Origin of the sequence: Comamonas thiooxydans (genome assembly GCF_000964545.1) — a bacterium.
In the GTDB taxonomy this organism is placed as follows: domain Bacteria; phylum Pseudomonadota; class Gammaproteobacteria; order Burkholderiales; family Burkholderiaceae_C; genus Comamonas; species Comamonas thiooxydans.
Genome location: NZ_BBVD01000019.1, coordinates 43448 through 59021, shown reverse-complemented (window position 1 = coordinate 59021; position 15574 = coordinate 43448). Strand labels below are relative to the sequence as shown.

At 61.4% G+C, this 15574-nt stretch carries 15 protein-coding genes; 9 read left to right on the top strand and 6 right to left on the bottom strand.

Going from position 1 to position 15574, the window contains the following annotated elements; all coding sequences use genetic code 11:
• Nucleotides 1-12: 12 nt before the first annotated feature.
• From acnB to Cth01_RS21820, 5 genes are all read right to left on the bottom strand, one after another.
• Entirely contained in the window at nucleotides 13-2598 is a 2586-nt protein-coding gene (gene acnB / locus Cth01_RS21840; RefSeq protein WP_003063559.1) for a bifunctional aconitate hydratase 2/2-methylisocitrate dehydratase, read from the bottom strand.
• Nucleotides 2599-2695: 97 nt separating this feature from the next.
• On the bottom strand, nucleotides 2696-3268 hold the full coding sequence (locus Cth01_RS21835; RefSeq protein ID WP_045840399.1) for a hypothetical protein: 573 nt from the start codon (nucleotides 3266-3268) through the stop codon (nucleotides 2696-2698).
• A gap of 31 nt (nucleotides 3269-3299) precedes the next feature.
• Entirely contained in the window at nucleotides 3300-4304 is a 1005-nt protein-coding gene (locus Cth01_RS21830) for an HpcH/HpaI aldolase/citrate lyase family protein (protein WP_034356844.1), read from the bottom strand.
• Nucleotides 4301-5125, bottom strand: coding sequence for a trans-aconitate 2-methyltransferase (tam, locus tag Cth01_RS21825; RefSeq protein ID WP_034356847.1), 825 nt, complete (start codon nucleotides 5123-5125; stop codon nucleotides 4301-4303). The genes Cth01_RS21830 and tam overlap by 4 nt, the downstream gene beginning before the upstream one ends.
• A gap of 14 nt (nucleotides 5126-5139) precedes the next feature.
• A complete protein-coding gene (locus Cth01_RS21820) occupies nucleotides 5140-6129 on the bottom strand; it encodes a malate dehydrogenase (RefSeq protein WP_003063568.1) in 990 nt (329 codons plus the stop codon).
• 230 nt (nucleotides 6130-6359) lie between these two features.
• Between Cth01_RS21820 and Cth01_RS21815 the strand changes: the two genes are divergently transcribed.
• The 8 genes from Cth01_RS21815 (at nucleotide 6360) to Cth01_RS21780 (ending at nucleotide 13000) form a co-directional block, all read left to right on the top strand.
• Entirely contained in the window at nucleotides 6360-7151 is a 792-nt protein-coding gene (locus Cth01_RS21815; RefSeq protein WP_012839254.1) for a GntR family transcriptional regulator, read from the top strand.
• A gap of 146 nt (nucleotides 7152-7297) precedes the next feature.
• A complete protein-coding gene (sdhC, locus tag Cth01_RS21810) occupies nucleotides 7298-7723 on the top strand; it encodes a succinate dehydrogenase, cytochrome b556 subunit (protein ID WP_003063573.1) in 426 nt (141 codons plus the stop codon).
• Between the two features lie 41 nt (nucleotides 7724-7764).
• Entirely contained in the window at nucleotides 7765-8130 is a 366-nt protein-coding gene (sdhD, locus tag Cth01_RS21805) for a succinate dehydrogenase, hydrophobic membrane anchor protein (RefSeq protein ID WP_003063575.1), read from the top strand.
• A gap of 33 nt (nucleotides 8131-8163) precedes the next feature.
• Nucleotides 8164-9969, top strand: coding sequence for a succinate dehydrogenase flavoprotein subunit (sdhA, locus tag Cth01_RS21800; RefSeq protein ID WP_034356849.1), 1806 nt, complete (start codon nucleotides 8164-8166; stop codon nucleotides 9967-9969).
• A 27-nt stretch (nucleotides 9970-9996) separates the two neighbouring features.
• The gene (locus Cth01_RS21795; protein ID WP_003053210.1) at nucleotides 9997-10701 is read left to right on the top strand and encodes a succinate dehydrogenase iron-sulfur subunit; all 705 of its coding nucleotides are present in this window, start codon (nucleotides 9997-9999) and stop codon (nucleotides 10699-10701) included.
• The gene (locus Cth01_RS21790; RefSeq protein ID WP_003053208.1) at nucleotides 10701-10994 is read left to right on the top strand and encodes an FAD assembly factor SdhE; all 294 of its coding nucleotides are present in this window, start codon (nucleotides 10701-10703) and stop codon (nucleotides 10992-10994) included. The genes Cth01_RS21795 and Cth01_RS21790 overlap by 1 nt, the downstream gene beginning before the upstream one ends.
• 30 nt (nucleotides 10995-11024) lie before the next feature.
• On the top strand, nucleotides 11025-12335 hold the full coding sequence (locus Cth01_RS21785) for a citrate synthase (RefSeq protein WP_003063579.1): 1311 nt from the start codon (nucleotides 11025-11027) through the stop codon (nucleotides 12333-12335).
• 260 nt (nucleotides 12336-12595) lie between these two features.
• The gene (locus Cth01_RS21780; protein WP_233425256.1) at nucleotides 12596-13000 is read left to right on the top strand and encodes a nuclear transport factor 2 family protein; all 405 of its coding nucleotides are present in this window, start codon (nucleotides 12596-12598) and stop codon (nucleotides 12998-13000) included.
• A 24-nt stretch (nucleotides 13001-13024) separates the two neighbouring features.
• Here the strand turns inward: Cth01_RS21780 and Cth01_RS21775 are convergent, their stop codons facing one another.
• On the bottom strand, nucleotides 13025-14020 hold the full coding sequence (locus tag Cth01_RS21775; protein ID WP_045840397.1) for a quinone oxidoreductase family protein: 996 nt from the start codon (nucleotides 14018-14020) through the stop codon (nucleotides 13025-13027).
• A gap of 125 nt (nucleotides 14021-14145) precedes the next feature.
• Between Cth01_RS21775 and Cth01_RS21770 the strand changes: the two genes are divergently transcribed.
• Nucleotides 14146-15441, top strand: coding sequence for a DEAD/DEAH box helicase (locus tag Cth01_RS21770; protein ID WP_034356857.1), 1296 nt, complete (start codon nucleotides 14146-14148; stop codon nucleotides 15439-15441).
• Nucleotides 15442-15574 lie beyond the last annotated feature (133 nt).

The window sequence follows — 15574 nt, the reverse complement described above, 5'->3', positions numbered from 1 at the left end:
GTGCCTAGACGCTTAGATCTTGGCAGCCACTTCAGCGTACTCGGCGATTTCGTTGAAGTTCATGTAGCGGTAGACGGAGGCCTTGTCGGCATCGATCACGCCCATTTCCTTCAGATACTCTTCCTTGGAAGGCAGGTAACCCAGACGCGAAGCGATGGCTGCCAGTTCGGCCGAGCCCAGATACACGTTGGTGTTCTTGCCCAGACGGTTGGGGAAGTTACGAGTGGAAGTTGAGATGACAGTCGCACCTTCACGCACTTGAGCCTGGTTACCCATGCACAGCGAGCAGCCGGGCATTTCTGTACGGGCACCGGCAGTGCCGAAGGCAGAGTAGTGACCTTCCTTGATCAGCTCGTCCTGGTCCATCTTGGTGGGAGGAGCCACCCACAGCTTGACGGGGATGTCGCGCTGGCCGCCCAGCAGCTTGGCTGCAGCGCGGAAGTGACCGATGTTGGTCATGCAGGAACCGATGAAGGCTTCGTCGATCTTGGCGCCGGCCACGTCAGACAGAGTCTTGGCATCATCAGGATCGTTCGGGCAGCAAACGATGGGTTCCTTGATATCGGACATGTCGATTTCGATGACGTGAGCGTACTCAGCGTTCTTGTCGGCTTCCAGCAGGTCTGGCTTGGCCAGCCAGGCTTCGACCTTTTCGATACGGCGCTGCAGCGTCTTGGCGTCGGCGTAACCGTCAGCGATCATGTTCTTCATCAGAACGATGTTCGATGTCAGGTATTCCTTGATCGGCTCGGGGTTCAGCTTGATCGTGCAACCGGCGGCAGAGCGCTCGGCAGAAGCGTCGGACAGCTCGAACGCTTGCTCGACCTTCAGATCTGGCAGACCTTCGATTTCCAGGATGCGACCCGAGAATTCGTTGATCTTGCCGGCCTTGGCCACGGTCAGCAGACCTTGCTTGATGGCGTACAAGGGAATCGCGTGCACCAGATCGCGCAGGGTCACGCCAGGCTGCATTTCGCCCTTGAAGCGCACCAGCACGGATTCGGGCATGTCCAGAGGCATCACGCCGGTAGCGGCGCCGAAGGCCACCAGACCGGAGCCTGCGGGGAAGGAGATGCCGATGGGGAAACGGGTGTGCGAGTCGCCACCGGTACCCACGGTGTCGGGCAGCAGCAGGCGGTTGAGCCAGCTGTGGATCACGCCGTCACCAGGACGCAGGGCCACGCCGCCACGGTTGCTGATGAAGTTGGGCAGTTCGCGATGGGTCTTCACGTCCACGGGCTTGGGATAAGCCGCTGTGTGGCAGAAGGACTGCATCACCATATCGGCGGAGAAGCCCAGGCAGGCCAGATCCTTGAGTTCGTCGCGGGTCATGGGGCCGGTGGTGTCCTGCGAACCCACGGTGGTCATGCGAGGCTCGCAGTAGGTACCGGGGCGCACGCCCTGGCCTTCGGGCAGACCGCAGGCGCGGCCGACCATCTTCTGGGCCAGTGTGAAGCCGGCCGTGGAAGCGGCAGGAGCCTGGGGCAGACGGAATTCGGTGGATGCGGGCAGACCCAGGGCTTCGCGAGCCTTGGCGGTCAGCGAACGGCCGATGATCAGGTTGATACGGCCACCGGCTTGCACTTCGTCCAGCAGCACGTCGGACTTGAGCTGGAAGTCAGCCACGGTTTCGCCGTTCTTGACGATCTTGCCAGCGTAGGGCAGCACGTCGATCACGTCGCCCATTTCCAGCTTGGAAACATCGACTTCGATGGGCAGAGCGCCGGAGTCTTCTTGCGTGTTGAAGAAGATGGGAGCGATCTTGCCGCCCAGAGTCACGCCACCAAAGCGCTTGTTGGGAACAAATGGAATATCCACGCCCGTGCCCCAGATGATGGAGTTGGTGGCGGACTTGCGCGAAGAACCGGTACCGACCACGTCACCCACGTAGGCAACCAGATGGCCCTTCTTCTTCAGGTCTTCGATGAACTGCATGGGGCCGCGCTTGCCGTCTTCTTCGGGCTTGAACGCCGCGTCGGGACGCGTGTTCTTGAGCATGGCCAGGTAGTGCAGAGGAATATCGGGACGGCTCCAGGCGTCGGGAGCGGGCGACAGGTCATCGGTATTGGTCTCGCCGGGCACCTTGAAGACGGTGACGGTGATCTTTTCCTCGACCTTGGGACGCGAAGTGAACCACTCGGCATCGGCCCAGCTTTGCATCACTTCCTTGGCCTTGGCATTGCCGGCCTTGGCCTTGTCGGCCACGTCGTTGAAGAAGTCGAACATCAGCAATGTCTTCTTCAGCGCGTCGGCAGCCACGCCAGCCACTTCGGCATCGTCCAGCAGCTCGATCAGAGGGTGAACGTTGTAGCCACCCACCATGGTGCCCAGCAGCTCGGTGGCCTTGGCCTTGGAGATGAGACCCACCTTCAGGTCGCCGTGAGCCACGGCAGCCAGAAAGGAAGCCTTGACCTTGGCTGCATCATCCACACCGGGCGGCACGCGATGGGTCAGCAGATCCATCAGGAATGCATCTTCACCAGCGGGTGGGTTCTTGATCAGCTCGATCAGGTCTGCGACCTGCTTGGCATCCAGAGGCAGCGGGGGGATGCCCAGTGCGGCTCGTTCTGCCACATGGTCACGGTAGGCTTTCAACATGGGTTCTCTCCAATGGTTTTTTGAAAAAGGCTGCGCGTGGAGCGCGAATTACAGGACTGGCGCATGTGCGATACGCCAGTCCTCAGCCTCGCCAGACTTATTTGCTGTCCAGCAGGCTGGGAGGTGGGTTCTTGCGGATGGCTTCGGCCACTTGCTGCTGCTCGGGGCTCATACACTCATCCGCCAGACGCTGGCCGGCCTTCTGGTTCATCAGCATGGACTTGTTGGCGATCTGCAGCCACACGGCACCGGCAGCCTTGTCTTCCAGGCGCACGGTGCCGGTGGAAGTCTTGACGGGAGACATGTGGTACTTGAAGCCACGGCCGTCCACGATGAAGTAACCGGGGTTGGCGGTGTCGGCATTCACATTCACATAGGCACCGAGCTCGCAGGCAATGCGGCCCTTGTGCACGCGCTCGGCCACGGCCAGCTCTTCCGTGCCCAGTGCGGCGGAAGCCGGGCCGGCGGCCACGACGGCGGCAGCACCCGCGCCACCTGCAGCTACGGCAGCGGCAGCCTTGCCCTTCTTGGAAGTAGTGGTGGCCTTCTTGGCGGCGGGAGCCTTCTTGGCGGCGGCCGCCTTGGCCTTGGGAGCGGTTTCTGCCACGGCAGAGTGGCTGATTGCGACCAGGGGAGCGGCAATCATCAAAGTGGCGATCAGGGTCTTCATAGGAATTAGCTCCTGCAGACTTGTTATGAGTTCAACGGATTGAGGCCGGGGCAAACCAGGGTTGAACTTCAACCGGCAAGACCTGCCCCGTCTGGTGAGCGCGCTCCAGCAACTGCCAAAAATAGCGGTAGCTCGCGCGGTCGTGTAGTACACCACCAAAACTGATGGGCGCCCAATTCTGCACCGCTGCAGAGGTAAGTATTTGTGCCGCCTGTAGAACTTCGTCCTCTGCTGGCGCAAATGCACGCAGAATCGGGCGAATCTGGTCAGGATGGATGCTCCACATGCGTGTGTAGCCAAGCTCACGCGAGGCTTTTTGCGCGCAAGCCTGCAAAGCTTCAGGATTCTTGAATTCCGTGACCACGCAGTGCGAGGGCACCTTGCCGTGGGCATGGCAGGCTGCCGCGATCTCGAGCTTGGCACGAACGACCAAGGGATGCTCGAACTGGCCCTGTGCCGTCATGGCGGAAGCCGGGATGGCGCCGCCATGGGCCGAGACAAAATCCATCAGCCCGAAGGAGATGCTTTGCACGGCCGGGTGCGCGGCAATGTCGAAGGCCTGCTGCACGGCAGCAGGAGATTCAATCAAGACATGTAGCGGCACACGCTTGTCTGTCGCACGCTGCAGGGCTGCTTCGGCCTTGATGACGTCATCCACCGACTCCACCTTGGGAATCATGATGTGGCAGAGCTTGTCCGCCGCGCCGCCGGCAATGATGTCCATGTCTGCCTGGAAATGAGCATGCTCCACCGCATGCACCCGGGCCGCCACGCGCGCGCCTTGAGCCGCTCCATTCGCCAGCTCGACCACCAGGCGAGCGTGCTCGGCCTCCTGGCCGACAGGAGCGCCATCCTCGCAGTCCAGCGTCACGTCGAACACACAGGTGCCGAACTCCTGCATCATCTCTGCCTGCAACTGCAGGCTTTTGCGCATGCGCGCTTCCACGCCGCTGTAGTGATCGCAGACGGGCAGACGCTGAGCGCCACCCTGAGCATCGAGCAGCACGGTGGCGGGATGAACCAGTTCTTTCGTCATGACTTGCGCTGAGCCACCATGAAAAGTCGGGGAAAAGCCAGCAGACGCTTGCCGTCGGCTCGCTCCGGATACGCCGCATCGATGCGGCTTTGATACTCGGTCAGATACTCGGCTTGCAGCTCCCGGGGCAAACCTTCCACGAAAGGCTTGAGGCCCGTGCTGCTGAGCCACTGCACAATCGCTGCGGCCGAGTCCATGGGATGCTGGTAGACGGTGTGCCACACATCCACGCTCGCAGCCTCATTGGCGGGAGCCGCCGGCTGGGGCGCTGCCAGCAGGTCGTAATACACCCCTATGGGCAAAATTTCGGTACGCACCTTGCTCGCGTCCCCGATGTGCGCCACAAACCGGGGCAACTGGGCGACTTCGCGCATGTTTCGGTGCGAGGGTTCCTGACGGTTGTCAGGCATCTGCACGGCCAGCACGCCACCGGGCGCCAGCAACGAAAACAGACGGGGAATCAGGCTCTCATGCTCGCCCACCCACTGGATGGAGGCATTCGCATAAATCAAATCAGGTGCTGGCTCACCTTCAGCAGGTGCCCAGGAGGCAATATCACCGGCCTCGAACCTGGCCTGCGGCAACTGCCTACGCGCAGTCTCCAGCATGGCTTCGGAATTGTCGACACCGAGCACATCGGCGCCGGGAAAACGTTCCACCAGAAGTTCGGTGGAGTTGCCCGGCCCGCAGCCCAGATCCACGATGCGGAGGCTGCGAGCGGGTGAATGCAAGCTGGAAGGTACTCTTGCCAGCAGTTCTGCCGCAGGGCGCGTGCGCTCATTGGCAAAGCGCAGATACAGCGCAGGGTTCCAGTCTTGCATAGGTTTTGCGCTGATTACAGCAGGTGCTTGACGCCGTCCTGCTCGCCTTGCAGCTCAGCCAGAGTCTTGTTGATGCACTCTTGCGAGAAGGCGTCGATTTCCAGACCTTCGACGATCTTGTATTCGCCGTCAGCTGTGGTGGTCACGGGGAAACCGAACACGATACCGGCGGGGATGCCGTACTCGCCGTTGGAAGGCACGCCCATGGTGACCCATTCGCCGTTGGAGCCCAGGGCCCAGTCACGCATGTGATCGATGGCAGCGTTGGCAGCCGAAGCAGCCGACGACAGACCGCGAGCAGCGATGATGGCGGCGCCGCGCTTGCCCACGGTGGGCAGGAACACGTTGGCATTCCATTCCTGGTCGTTGATGGCTTCCTTCACGGACTTGCCGTCCACGGTGGCGAAGCGGTAGTCGGCGTACATGGTGGGCGAGTGGTTGCCCCACACGGTCAGCTTCTTGATGTCGCCGACCTTGAAGCCGCCCTTGGCAGCCAGCTGGGAAGCAGCGCGGTTGTGGTCCAGGCGCAGCATGGCGGTGAAGTTCTTGGCGGGCAGATCGGGAGCCGACTTCATGGCGATGTAAGCATTGGTGTTGGCGGGGTTGCCGACCACCAGAACCTTGACATTGCGCGAAGCCACGGCGTTCAGAGCCTTGCCCTGGGCGGTGAAGATCTGGGCGTTGGCAGCCAGCAGGTCAGCACGTTCCATGCCGGGGCCACGAGGACGGGCACCCACCAGCAGAGCGTAGTCGGTGTCCTTGAAGGCGGTCATGGGGTCGGCGTGGGCTTCGATGCCGGCCAGCAAGGGGAAGGCGCAGTCTTCCAGCTCCATGATCACGCCCTTCAGAGCGTTTTGAGCCTTTTCGTCGGGGATTTCCAGCAGTTGCAGAATAACGGGCTGATCTTTACCCAGCATTTCGCCGGAGGCGATGCGGAACAACAGGGCGTAACCGATTTGGCCAGCTGCGCCGGTAACGGCGACACGGACGGGCTTCTTGCTCATGGTGAAACTCCAAGATTGGAAAAAATTGAGATGTTATGGGCGCCAGGTTGCACCAGCGTAACCACCAGTAGCGCAAGCTCCGCAAACATGCGGCAAGTGTACTGCTGAAATCAAAGCCCGGTCAATTTGTCTTATGTCTTATATAAGATATGATCTTCACTTAGCGACCAGAGTCAAATCGACTGTTTTTTGTGCATCGCATCGCGGAGGCGATACCTTCAAAACCAACTATGCCCAGCCCCCACAACACAGCCCCGGACAACAACGCCAGCCATAGCGGTGGTGCCGGCGTCTCCACCCCAGCCTTCAGCCCTCTGTACCAGCAGATCAAGGGCCTGATCCTGCAAAGTCTGGAAGCTGGCGAATGGCGCCCCGGAGAACTGATCCCCAGTGAAATGGAGCTGGCAGCACGCTTCAAGGTCAGCCAGGGCACGGTGCGCAAGGCAATCGATGAGCTGGCTGCCGAAAATCTGGTCATGCGCCGCCAGGGCAAAGGCACGTTTGTAGCCACTCACGCCGCCCAACAGGTGCAGTACCGCTTTCTGAATCTGCGCCCCGATGCTGGCGACCTGCAGGGCGAAGGCCGCGCAGAGCGCCACATCCTCGAGTGCCGCCGCCTGCGCGCGCCTGCCGAAGTGGCCCGCGCCCTGGCCCTGCGCACCGGCGACGCCGTGATGCATGTGCGCCGCACCCTGTCCTTTGCTGCAATCCCGACTATTTTGGAGGACATCTGGCTGCCTGGCAACGCCTTCAAGGGGCTGACGGCCGAACAGATGTCCAACTACCAGGGCCCCACTTACGCAATGTTCGAGCTCGACTATGGCGTGCGCATGGTGCGGGCCGACGAGAAAATTCGCGCCGTTCTGCCGGATGCCGAGCAAGCCCAGTTGCTGAACATTCCCAGCACCACGCCACTGCTCAGCGTGGAGCGAACTGCTTACACATACAACGATGTTCCCATGGAGTTACGACGCGGCCTGTACCGCACCGACACCCATCATTACCGCAATGCATTGAACTGAATCCCCCCGTAAAAGCGTTGATTGCAACAGAACCCAATCATCTGCTATGCAAATTCGGCTAACGGATTCTGCTGCATTGCAATAGAATTTTGTGTCGCTTCGCACTAGCGATTACAACGCAGTTACATCCACGAAAGTACCCTGCCATGACAGAGCAAAAAGCAAAACAGCGGCCAGAGTTCCGCAATATCAACTTCTTCTCGGACCTACCGACCTATCGCCTGCCCCTGGCAGGCATTGTGTCCATTCTGCACCGCGTCAGCGGCCTGCTGATGGCAATCCTGCTGCCGTTCATCATCTGGATGTTCGACAACTCGATCTCGTCGGAAATTTCGTTTGATTCCTTCACATCGGTATTCGCAGGTCCCTTTGGCTGGTTTGCCAAGCTTGTCTGCCTGGCACTGATCTGGGCCTATCTGCACCACTTCTGCGCAGGTGTCCGCCATCTGGTGATGGACGTGAACCACCACGCGGTGAACAAGCAGACCGGCAAGTCCACCGCCGCCGTCGTTCTGTGCATCAGTGTTGCCCTGACCGTGGTGCTTGGCGCCAAGCTGTTCGGCCTGTACTGATCAGCGCCCAGTCAATAACACCTCACGATAAGGAAACAACCATGTCCGTGAATTACGGCTCCAAGCGCACCGTTGTCGGTGCGCACTATGGCACCCGCGACTTTCTGGCTCAACGCTCTACCGCCGTCCTGATGGCGCTGTACACCGTTGTGCTGCTGGTGCGCTTTCTGACGGTCGGCGGCCCCGTGGGCTACGAGCAGTGGGCCGGCATTTTTGCTCCCCAGTGGATGAAGTTTCTGACCCTGGCCCTCTTCGTGGCTCTGGGCTGGCATGCCTGGATCGGCGTGCGTGACATCTGGATGGACTACGTCAAGCCCGTGGGCCTGCGCCTTGCACTGCAAGTGGTCACCATTGTCTGGCTGGTCGGCTGCATCGGCTGGGGCATCCAGGTTCTGTGGCGTCTCTGATTGAGACACAGTCTCCACGATTGAAGGTTAAGAATGAGCTACTCCAAAGCAAATATCACCAAGCGCAAGTTTGACGTCGTGATCGTCGGTGCCGGCGGCTCCGGCCTGCGCGCTGCGCTGGAACTGTCGCGCGCCGGTCTGTCCGTCGCCTCGCTGTCCAAGGTTTTCCCCACTCGCTCGCACACTGTGGCCGCCCAGGGCGGCGTGTCCGCTTCGCTGGGCAATATGAGCGAAGACAACTGGCACTATCACTTCTACGACACCATCAAGGGCTCCGACTGGCTGGGCGACCAGGACGCCATCGAGTTCATGTGCCGTGAAGCGCCGAACGTCGTGATCGAGCTCGAGCACTTCGGCATGCCTTTCGACCGCAATGCCGACGGCACCATCTACCAGCGCCCCTTCGGCGGCCACACAGCCAACTACGGCGAAAAGCCCGTGCAACGCGCCTGCGCTGCCGCTGACCGTACCGGTCACGCCATGCTGCACACGCTGTACCAGCAGAACGTCAAGTCCAAGACCAACTTCTTCGTGGAGTGGATGGCGCTGGACCTGATCCGCAACACCCAGGGCGATGTGGTCGGCGTGACCGCACTGGAACTGGAAACCGGCGATCTGTACGAGCTGCACGCCAAGGCCGTGCTGCTGGCCACCGGCGGCGCCGGTCGAATCTTCCAGGCTTCGACCAATGCCTTCATCAACACCGGTGACGGCCTGGGCATGGCTGCTCGCGCCGGCATCCCGCTGCAGGACATGGAGTTCTGGCAGTTCCACCCCACCGGCGTGGCCGGTGCCGGCGTGCTGCTGACCGAAGGCTGCCGCGGCGAAGGCGCTATTCTTTTGAATAGCGAAGGCGAGCGCTTCATGGAGCGTTACGCTCCCACGCTGAAGGATCTGGCACCGCGTGACTTCGTGTCGCGTTCGATGGACCAGGAAATCAAGGAAGGTCGCGGCTGCGGGCCCAACAAGGACTACATCCTGATGAAGCTGGACCACCTGGGTGCCGAAACCATCCGCAAGCGTCTGCCTTCCGTGGAAGAAATCGGCCACAACTTCGCCAACGTGGACATCACCAAGGAACCCATTCCCGTGGTTCCCACCATCCACTACCAGATGGGCGGCATCCCGACCAACATCAACGGTCAGGTCGTGGTCTGGGACGGTCAGCAGAACAATGTGGTCAACGGTCTCTACGCCGTGGGCGAATGCTCGTGCGTGTCCGTGCACGGCGCCAACCGCCTGGGCACCAACTCGCTGCTGGATCTGCTGGTCTTCGGCAAGTCTGCCGGCAAGCACATCGTGGAATTCGTCAACGGCTTCGGAGCTCACCACGAAGTGCCCGCCGATGGCGCCGACCGCACCCTGGCCCGCCTCAACCAGCTGCAGGACTCCAAGGACGGCACGTACGCCCAGGACGTCGCTGGCGAGATCCGTCAATCCATGCAGACTCATGCTGGTGTGTTCCGCACGCAAAAGAGCATGGACGAAGGCGTCGCCAAGATCAACGCGATCCGCGACAAGGTCGGCTCCGTGACCCTGAAGGACAAGTCCATGGTGTGGAACACCGCTCGCATGGAAGCCCTGGAAGTGGACAACCTGATCGAAGTGGCACAAGCCACCATGACCTCGGCCGCAGCCCGCAAGGAATGCCGTGGTGCACACACCGTGTACGACTACGAGCACCCTGCCGACCACGCCGAATTCCCCCTGGGCCGCAACGACAAGGAATGGCTCAAGCACACCCTGTGGGACAGCGCGACCAACAGCCTGACCTACAAGCCTGTGAACCTCAAGCCCCTGACCGTTGCCAGCGTTCCTCCCAAGGTCCGCACGTTCTAATTCAGCAGCCCACGAGAGAAGATCAAAATGAAGCGCACATTCAAAATCTACCGCTACGATCCGGATAAAGACGCCAAGCCCTACATGCAAACAGTGCAAGTGGAGCTGGACGGTCACGAGCGCATGCTGCTGGACGCCCTGGTCAAGCTCAAGGCCATGGATCCTTCCATCGCCTTCCGTCGCTCCTGCCGTGAAGGCGTGTGCGGCTCCGACGCCATGAACATCAACGGCAAGAACGGTCTGGCCTGCCTGACGAACATGAACACCCTCAAGGGCGACATCGTTCTCAAGCCCCTGCCCGGCCTGCCCGTCATCCGCGATCTGATCGTGGACATGACCCAGTTCTTCAAGCAGTACCACTCGATCAAGCCCTACCTGCAAAGCGATGTCTACGCATCGCCCAGCAAGGAGCGCCTGCAGTCGCCCGAAGAGCGCGAAGAGCTCAACGGCCTGTACGAGTGCATTCTGTGCGCCAGCTGCTCCACCAGCTGCCCCTCGTTCTGGTGGAACCCCGACAAGTTCGTGGGCCCGGCCGGTCTGCTGCAGGCTTACCGCTTCATCGCGGACAGCCGCGACACAGCCACGGGCGAGCGCCTTGACAATCTGGAAGATCCTTACCGCCTCTTCCGCTGCCACACCATCATGAACTGCGTGGACGTGTGCCCCAAGCACCTGAACCCCACAGCAGCCATTGGCAAGATCAAGGAGCTGATGGTTCGTCGAACCGTCTGATGCTGATGACGAATACTCTGCTCGACGAACGTGAGCGCGACCTGCTGAGGTGGCGCAGCCGCCGTGGTCTGGTTGAGAACGATCTGTTCATCGAGCAGTTCTTCGCCACCTACGGAAGCCAGCTCACGCGGAGACACGCGACTGGCCTGTCTGCCTTGATGGATCTGGCAGACAACGACCTGATGGATCTTTTCTTGCGTCGCAAGGAACCTGAAGGACAACTCGATACCCAAGAAGTCAGGGAAGTGCTGGAGATGGTGCGCAAGCGCCAGCCCGGTAACTGTCCCCAGTAGGCTAGGCAAACTAGAGAAGGAAGTTTGGAAATGAAACTCGCTGACAACAAAGCAACGCTGTCTTTCAGCAATGGCGCTCCCAGTGTGGAAATGCCGGTGTACCAGGGCAATATCGGCCCGGATGTGATCGACATCCGCAAGCTCTATGCCCAGACTGGCATGTTCACGTATGACCCGGGCTTCCTCTCTACCGCCGCCTGCCAATCCGCCATTACCTACATTGATGGCGACAAGGGCGAGCTGCTGTACCGCGGCTACCCCATCGAACAACTGGCCAAGAACTGCAACTTCCTGGAAACCTGCTACCTGCTGCTGTACGGGGAACTGCCCAACGAGAAGGAAAAGGCCAACTTCGAAGAGCTGGTGACCAAGCACACCATGGTCAACGAGCAGATGCAGTTCTTCCTGCGCGGCTTCCGTCGTGACGCTCACCCCATGGCCGTGCTGACCGGTCTGGTGGGCGGCATGTCGGCCTTCTACCACGACAGCACCGACATCACCAACCCAGAGCACCGCAACATCGCTGCGATCCGCCTGATCGCCAAGATGCCTACGCTGGTCGCCATGGCATACAAGTACGGTATGGGCCAGCCCTACATGTACCCCAAGAACGACCTGTCGTATGCCGGCAACTTCATGCGCATGATGTTCGGCAACCCCTGCGAAGAGTACAAGGTCAACCCCGTGGTTGAGCGCGCTCTGGACCGCATCTTCATCCTGCACGCCGACCACGAGCAGAACGCTTCGACCTCCACCGTGCGTCTGTGCGGTTCGTCGGGCACCAACCCCTTCGCGGCCATCTCCGCTGGTGTGGCCTGTCTGTGGGGCCCTGCCCACGGCGGCGCCAACGAAGCCTGCCTGAACATGCTGGAAGGCATCCAGGCCAACGGCGGCATCGAAAAGGTCGGCGAGTTCATGGAACAGGTCAAGGACAAGACCAGCGGCGTGAAGCTGATGGGCTTTGGCCACCGCGTCTACAAGAACTACGACCCCCGCGCCAAGCTGATGCAGGAAACCTGCAACGAAATCCTGGCCGAGCTGGGTCTGGAAAACGATCCCCTGTTCGCCCTGGCCAAGAAGCTGGAAAAGATTGCCCTGGAAGACGACTACTTCGTCCAGCGCAAGCTCTACCCCAACGTGGACTTCTACTCCGGCATCGTGCAGCGCGCCATCGGCATCCCCGTCAACCTGTTCACCGGCATCTTCGCGCTGGCCCGTACCGTGGGCTGGATCGCTCAGCTCAACGAACAAATGGCCGACCCCGAGTACAAGATCGGCCGTCCCCGCCAGTTGTTCACCGGCTCCGTGTCGCGCGACGTCAAGCCTATCGCTCAGCGTTGATCGGCACACCCAGGCCCGGATTTCCGGGTCTCAGGGTGGCAAAAAGCCCGCAGACTGCAAAGTCCGCGGGCTTTTTTACGTGCCCCCCGATCTCAGCCTTGGTAAAACCATAGCTGGTTACGCAAGACACAGGTCGATTTCAAGTGTGAATCATCTCAGTATCCATTGATACAAAGCGCTAGCCGCTATAGAAATTTATGAATCGGTCCATGTCAGAAATGCGGAGCGAACCCGGAATCGGCTCTTCTATACTGGTCTTCATGCACGCAAAACGACAACGCAATCTGGAGCTGGCCCATGCCGTGCTCGACTGGAACCAGCGCCACCTGAGTCGTCACACCACGCTGAGCCGCGAGCAGGTCGCCGAATGCTTTGCCGAGCAATTCGTGGTCGAGCCCAACGGCCGCCACTATGCAGCGGACCTCGAGAGCTATCGCGAATTTCTCGAAGGCATGAAGCAGGACATGGAAGGCATTCGCTACGACATCCGGCACACCACGGCCGACGAAGACTCCGTGGTCTTTTCCATGGATGTCTGCATCACCAAGGCAGATGGCAGCGCCCAGCACTTTGTCGCCATGCTGCTCATGCGCTTTGACGAGCATGGAAAAGTCAGCCTGTGGCACGAGGTCTATCTGCCACGACCCCAAGCCGGCGCGCAGTAAGACCGCTGCCGCAGACCACTCCCGTCAGGGCACGAGCAAGATGGGCTGCTGGGCGCCATGCGCCTCCAGTTGCCGGTGGGCCTGCGCGGCATCGGCCAGCGCAAACTCCTGCGGCTCGCCCATGCGGAAATGCTTTTTGCGCAGCGCCTCGAACAGGCGCGCGGCCATGGCATCGCGCTCTCTGGGCTTTTTGACGAAATGAAACACCATGGGCCGGCACACGCTGTTCGACTTGGCGGCCAGACGCGCAATCTCCAGCGGCGGCACCGGACCGGAAGACTGTCCGTACATCACCAGCTGGCCGCCGATGCCCAGACTGGCCAGCGAGGCATCGAAACTGTCCTTGCCCACGCCGTCATAAGCCACATCCACGCCTTCGCCGCCGGTCAACTGCTGCACACGCACAGCCACATCCTGGGCGCCCACGCCGCGATAGCGGATCACCTCCACGCAGCCGGCCTGGTCGGCCTTTTTTGCCGTGGCATCGCTGCCTGCCGTGCCGATCACCATGGCCCCCAGCTGCGTGGCCCACTGGCTCAGAATCTGCCCCATGCCACCACCGGCGGCCTGGACCAGAATCCGCGATCCCTGGCCTACCCGGGCCACCCGGTGCAGCAGCACATCGGCCGTCAGCCCGCGCAGCAGGCTGGATGCGACCAGCGCGTCGCTGAGGTCATCGGGCACGGCAATCAGCTCGTCGCCCGCAATCACGCGCTCGGCGGCGTAGATGGAATAGGCGCCAGAGACATAGCAGACCCGGTCGCCGGGCCTGAAGCGAGTCACGCCCTCCCCCACTTCGGCCACCACTCCCACGGCTTCGATGCCGGGCGTGCCCGGCAGCGCCAGCGTCTTGTAAAGCCCGGAGCGCACATAGATATCGTGAAAGTTCACGCCAATGCGCGTGTGCCGCACGCGCACCTGTCCAGCCGTCAGCGGCGGCGAAGCGACCGAGGCGATCTGCAGGACCTCGGGGCCTCCGTATTCCGTCATGACAATGGCTTGATGCGTGATCTGACTCATGGCTGATGCTCCTTGCGGGTTGTAATCCTGCGAATGTAGCCTGCCGCCGCGCTTGTCCCTGCGCCTCGCTGCGACGCGGCAATTCCCGCACAATGCGCCTCCTGCACACCGCTATTGATTCTTCTATGTCTTTTGCCCCCCTAGGCCTGCGCGCCGAGCTTCTGGATGCCACACTCGATCTGGGTCTGCGCGACGCGACGCCGATTCAGACCGAGGCCATCCCCGCCGTGCTGGCCGGACGCGATCTCTGGGCCTGCGCGCCCACGGGCTCGGGCAAGACCATGGCCTATCTGCTGCCCCTGCTGCAGGCCTGGCTGGCGCAAAAGCGCGGCCACACCGGCTTTGTGCGGCCGCTGGCCACCTTGATTCTGGTGCCCACGCGCGAGCTGGCCCTGCAGGTTCATGAAAGCCTGAGCGACATCACGCGCCAGTTGCGTGAGCAACCACGCAGCCGCGTGGTCTATGGCGGTGTCTCCATCAACCCGCAGATGATGCAGCTGCGTGGCAGCGCCGACTTTCTGGTCGCCACGCCGGGCCGCCTGCTGGATCTGGTGGAGCACAATGCCGTGCGCCTGAACGCGGTGCAGCATCTGGTTCTGGACGAGGCGGATCGCCTGCTGGACCAGGGCTTTGCCGAAGAACTCAACCGCGTGCTGGCCCTGCTGCCCGCCAAACGCCAAACCATGCTGTTCTCGGCCACCTTCCCGCAGAACGTGGAGGCGCTGGCCACCCGCCTGCTGCACGACCCCGTTCGGGTGCAGGTCGATGCCGACCAGGCCGCCGAGCATTCGACCAGCCCCGAGAACATCAGCCAGCGCGCCATTGCCGTGGACGGCACCCGCCGCACCCAGCTGCTGCGCCAGCTCGTCAAGCAAGGCGAGAACCAGCCCGAATGGGAACGAGCCCTGGTCTTTGTCGCCAAGCGCCACACCGCCGAAATGCTGGCCGACAAGCTCTACAAGGCTGGCATCTACGCCACCACCTTCCACGGCGATATGAGCCAGGGTGCGCGCAAGGACGTGCTCGACCAGTTCAAGGCCAAGCGCTGGCAACTGCTCATCACCACCGACCTGGCCGCGCGCGGTATCGATATCGCACAGCTGCCCACGGTCATCAACTACGACCTGCCCCGCTCGCCCGCCGACTATATTCATAGAATTGGCCGCACGGGTCGTGCAGGGCATGCTGGTTGCGCCATCACTTTTGTAAGCCCCGCCGACACCGCACACTGGAAGCTGATCTGCAAGCGCAATCAGCTGGAGATCGATCTGGAGCAAATCCAGGGCTTCGAGCCTACCGAAGCCCTACCGCCACCGCCGGTCGCGCAAGACGGCAACGGCGGCATCAAGGGCCGCAGACCCAGCAAGAAGGACAAGCTGCGCGCCGCAGCTGCAGCCGCAAAGCAGCAGCCAGGCGATTAAGCTACCGCGCAAGGCCGAGGACTCCCTCGCCTCAGCTCATCAAAAAGGCCGCCCTTGCGGCCTTTTTTGCGTCTGACAGAGACCGCCTTCAACCTGGCCGGACGCAGCCGCTCCCTCTTCCTGCCGCTTTTTC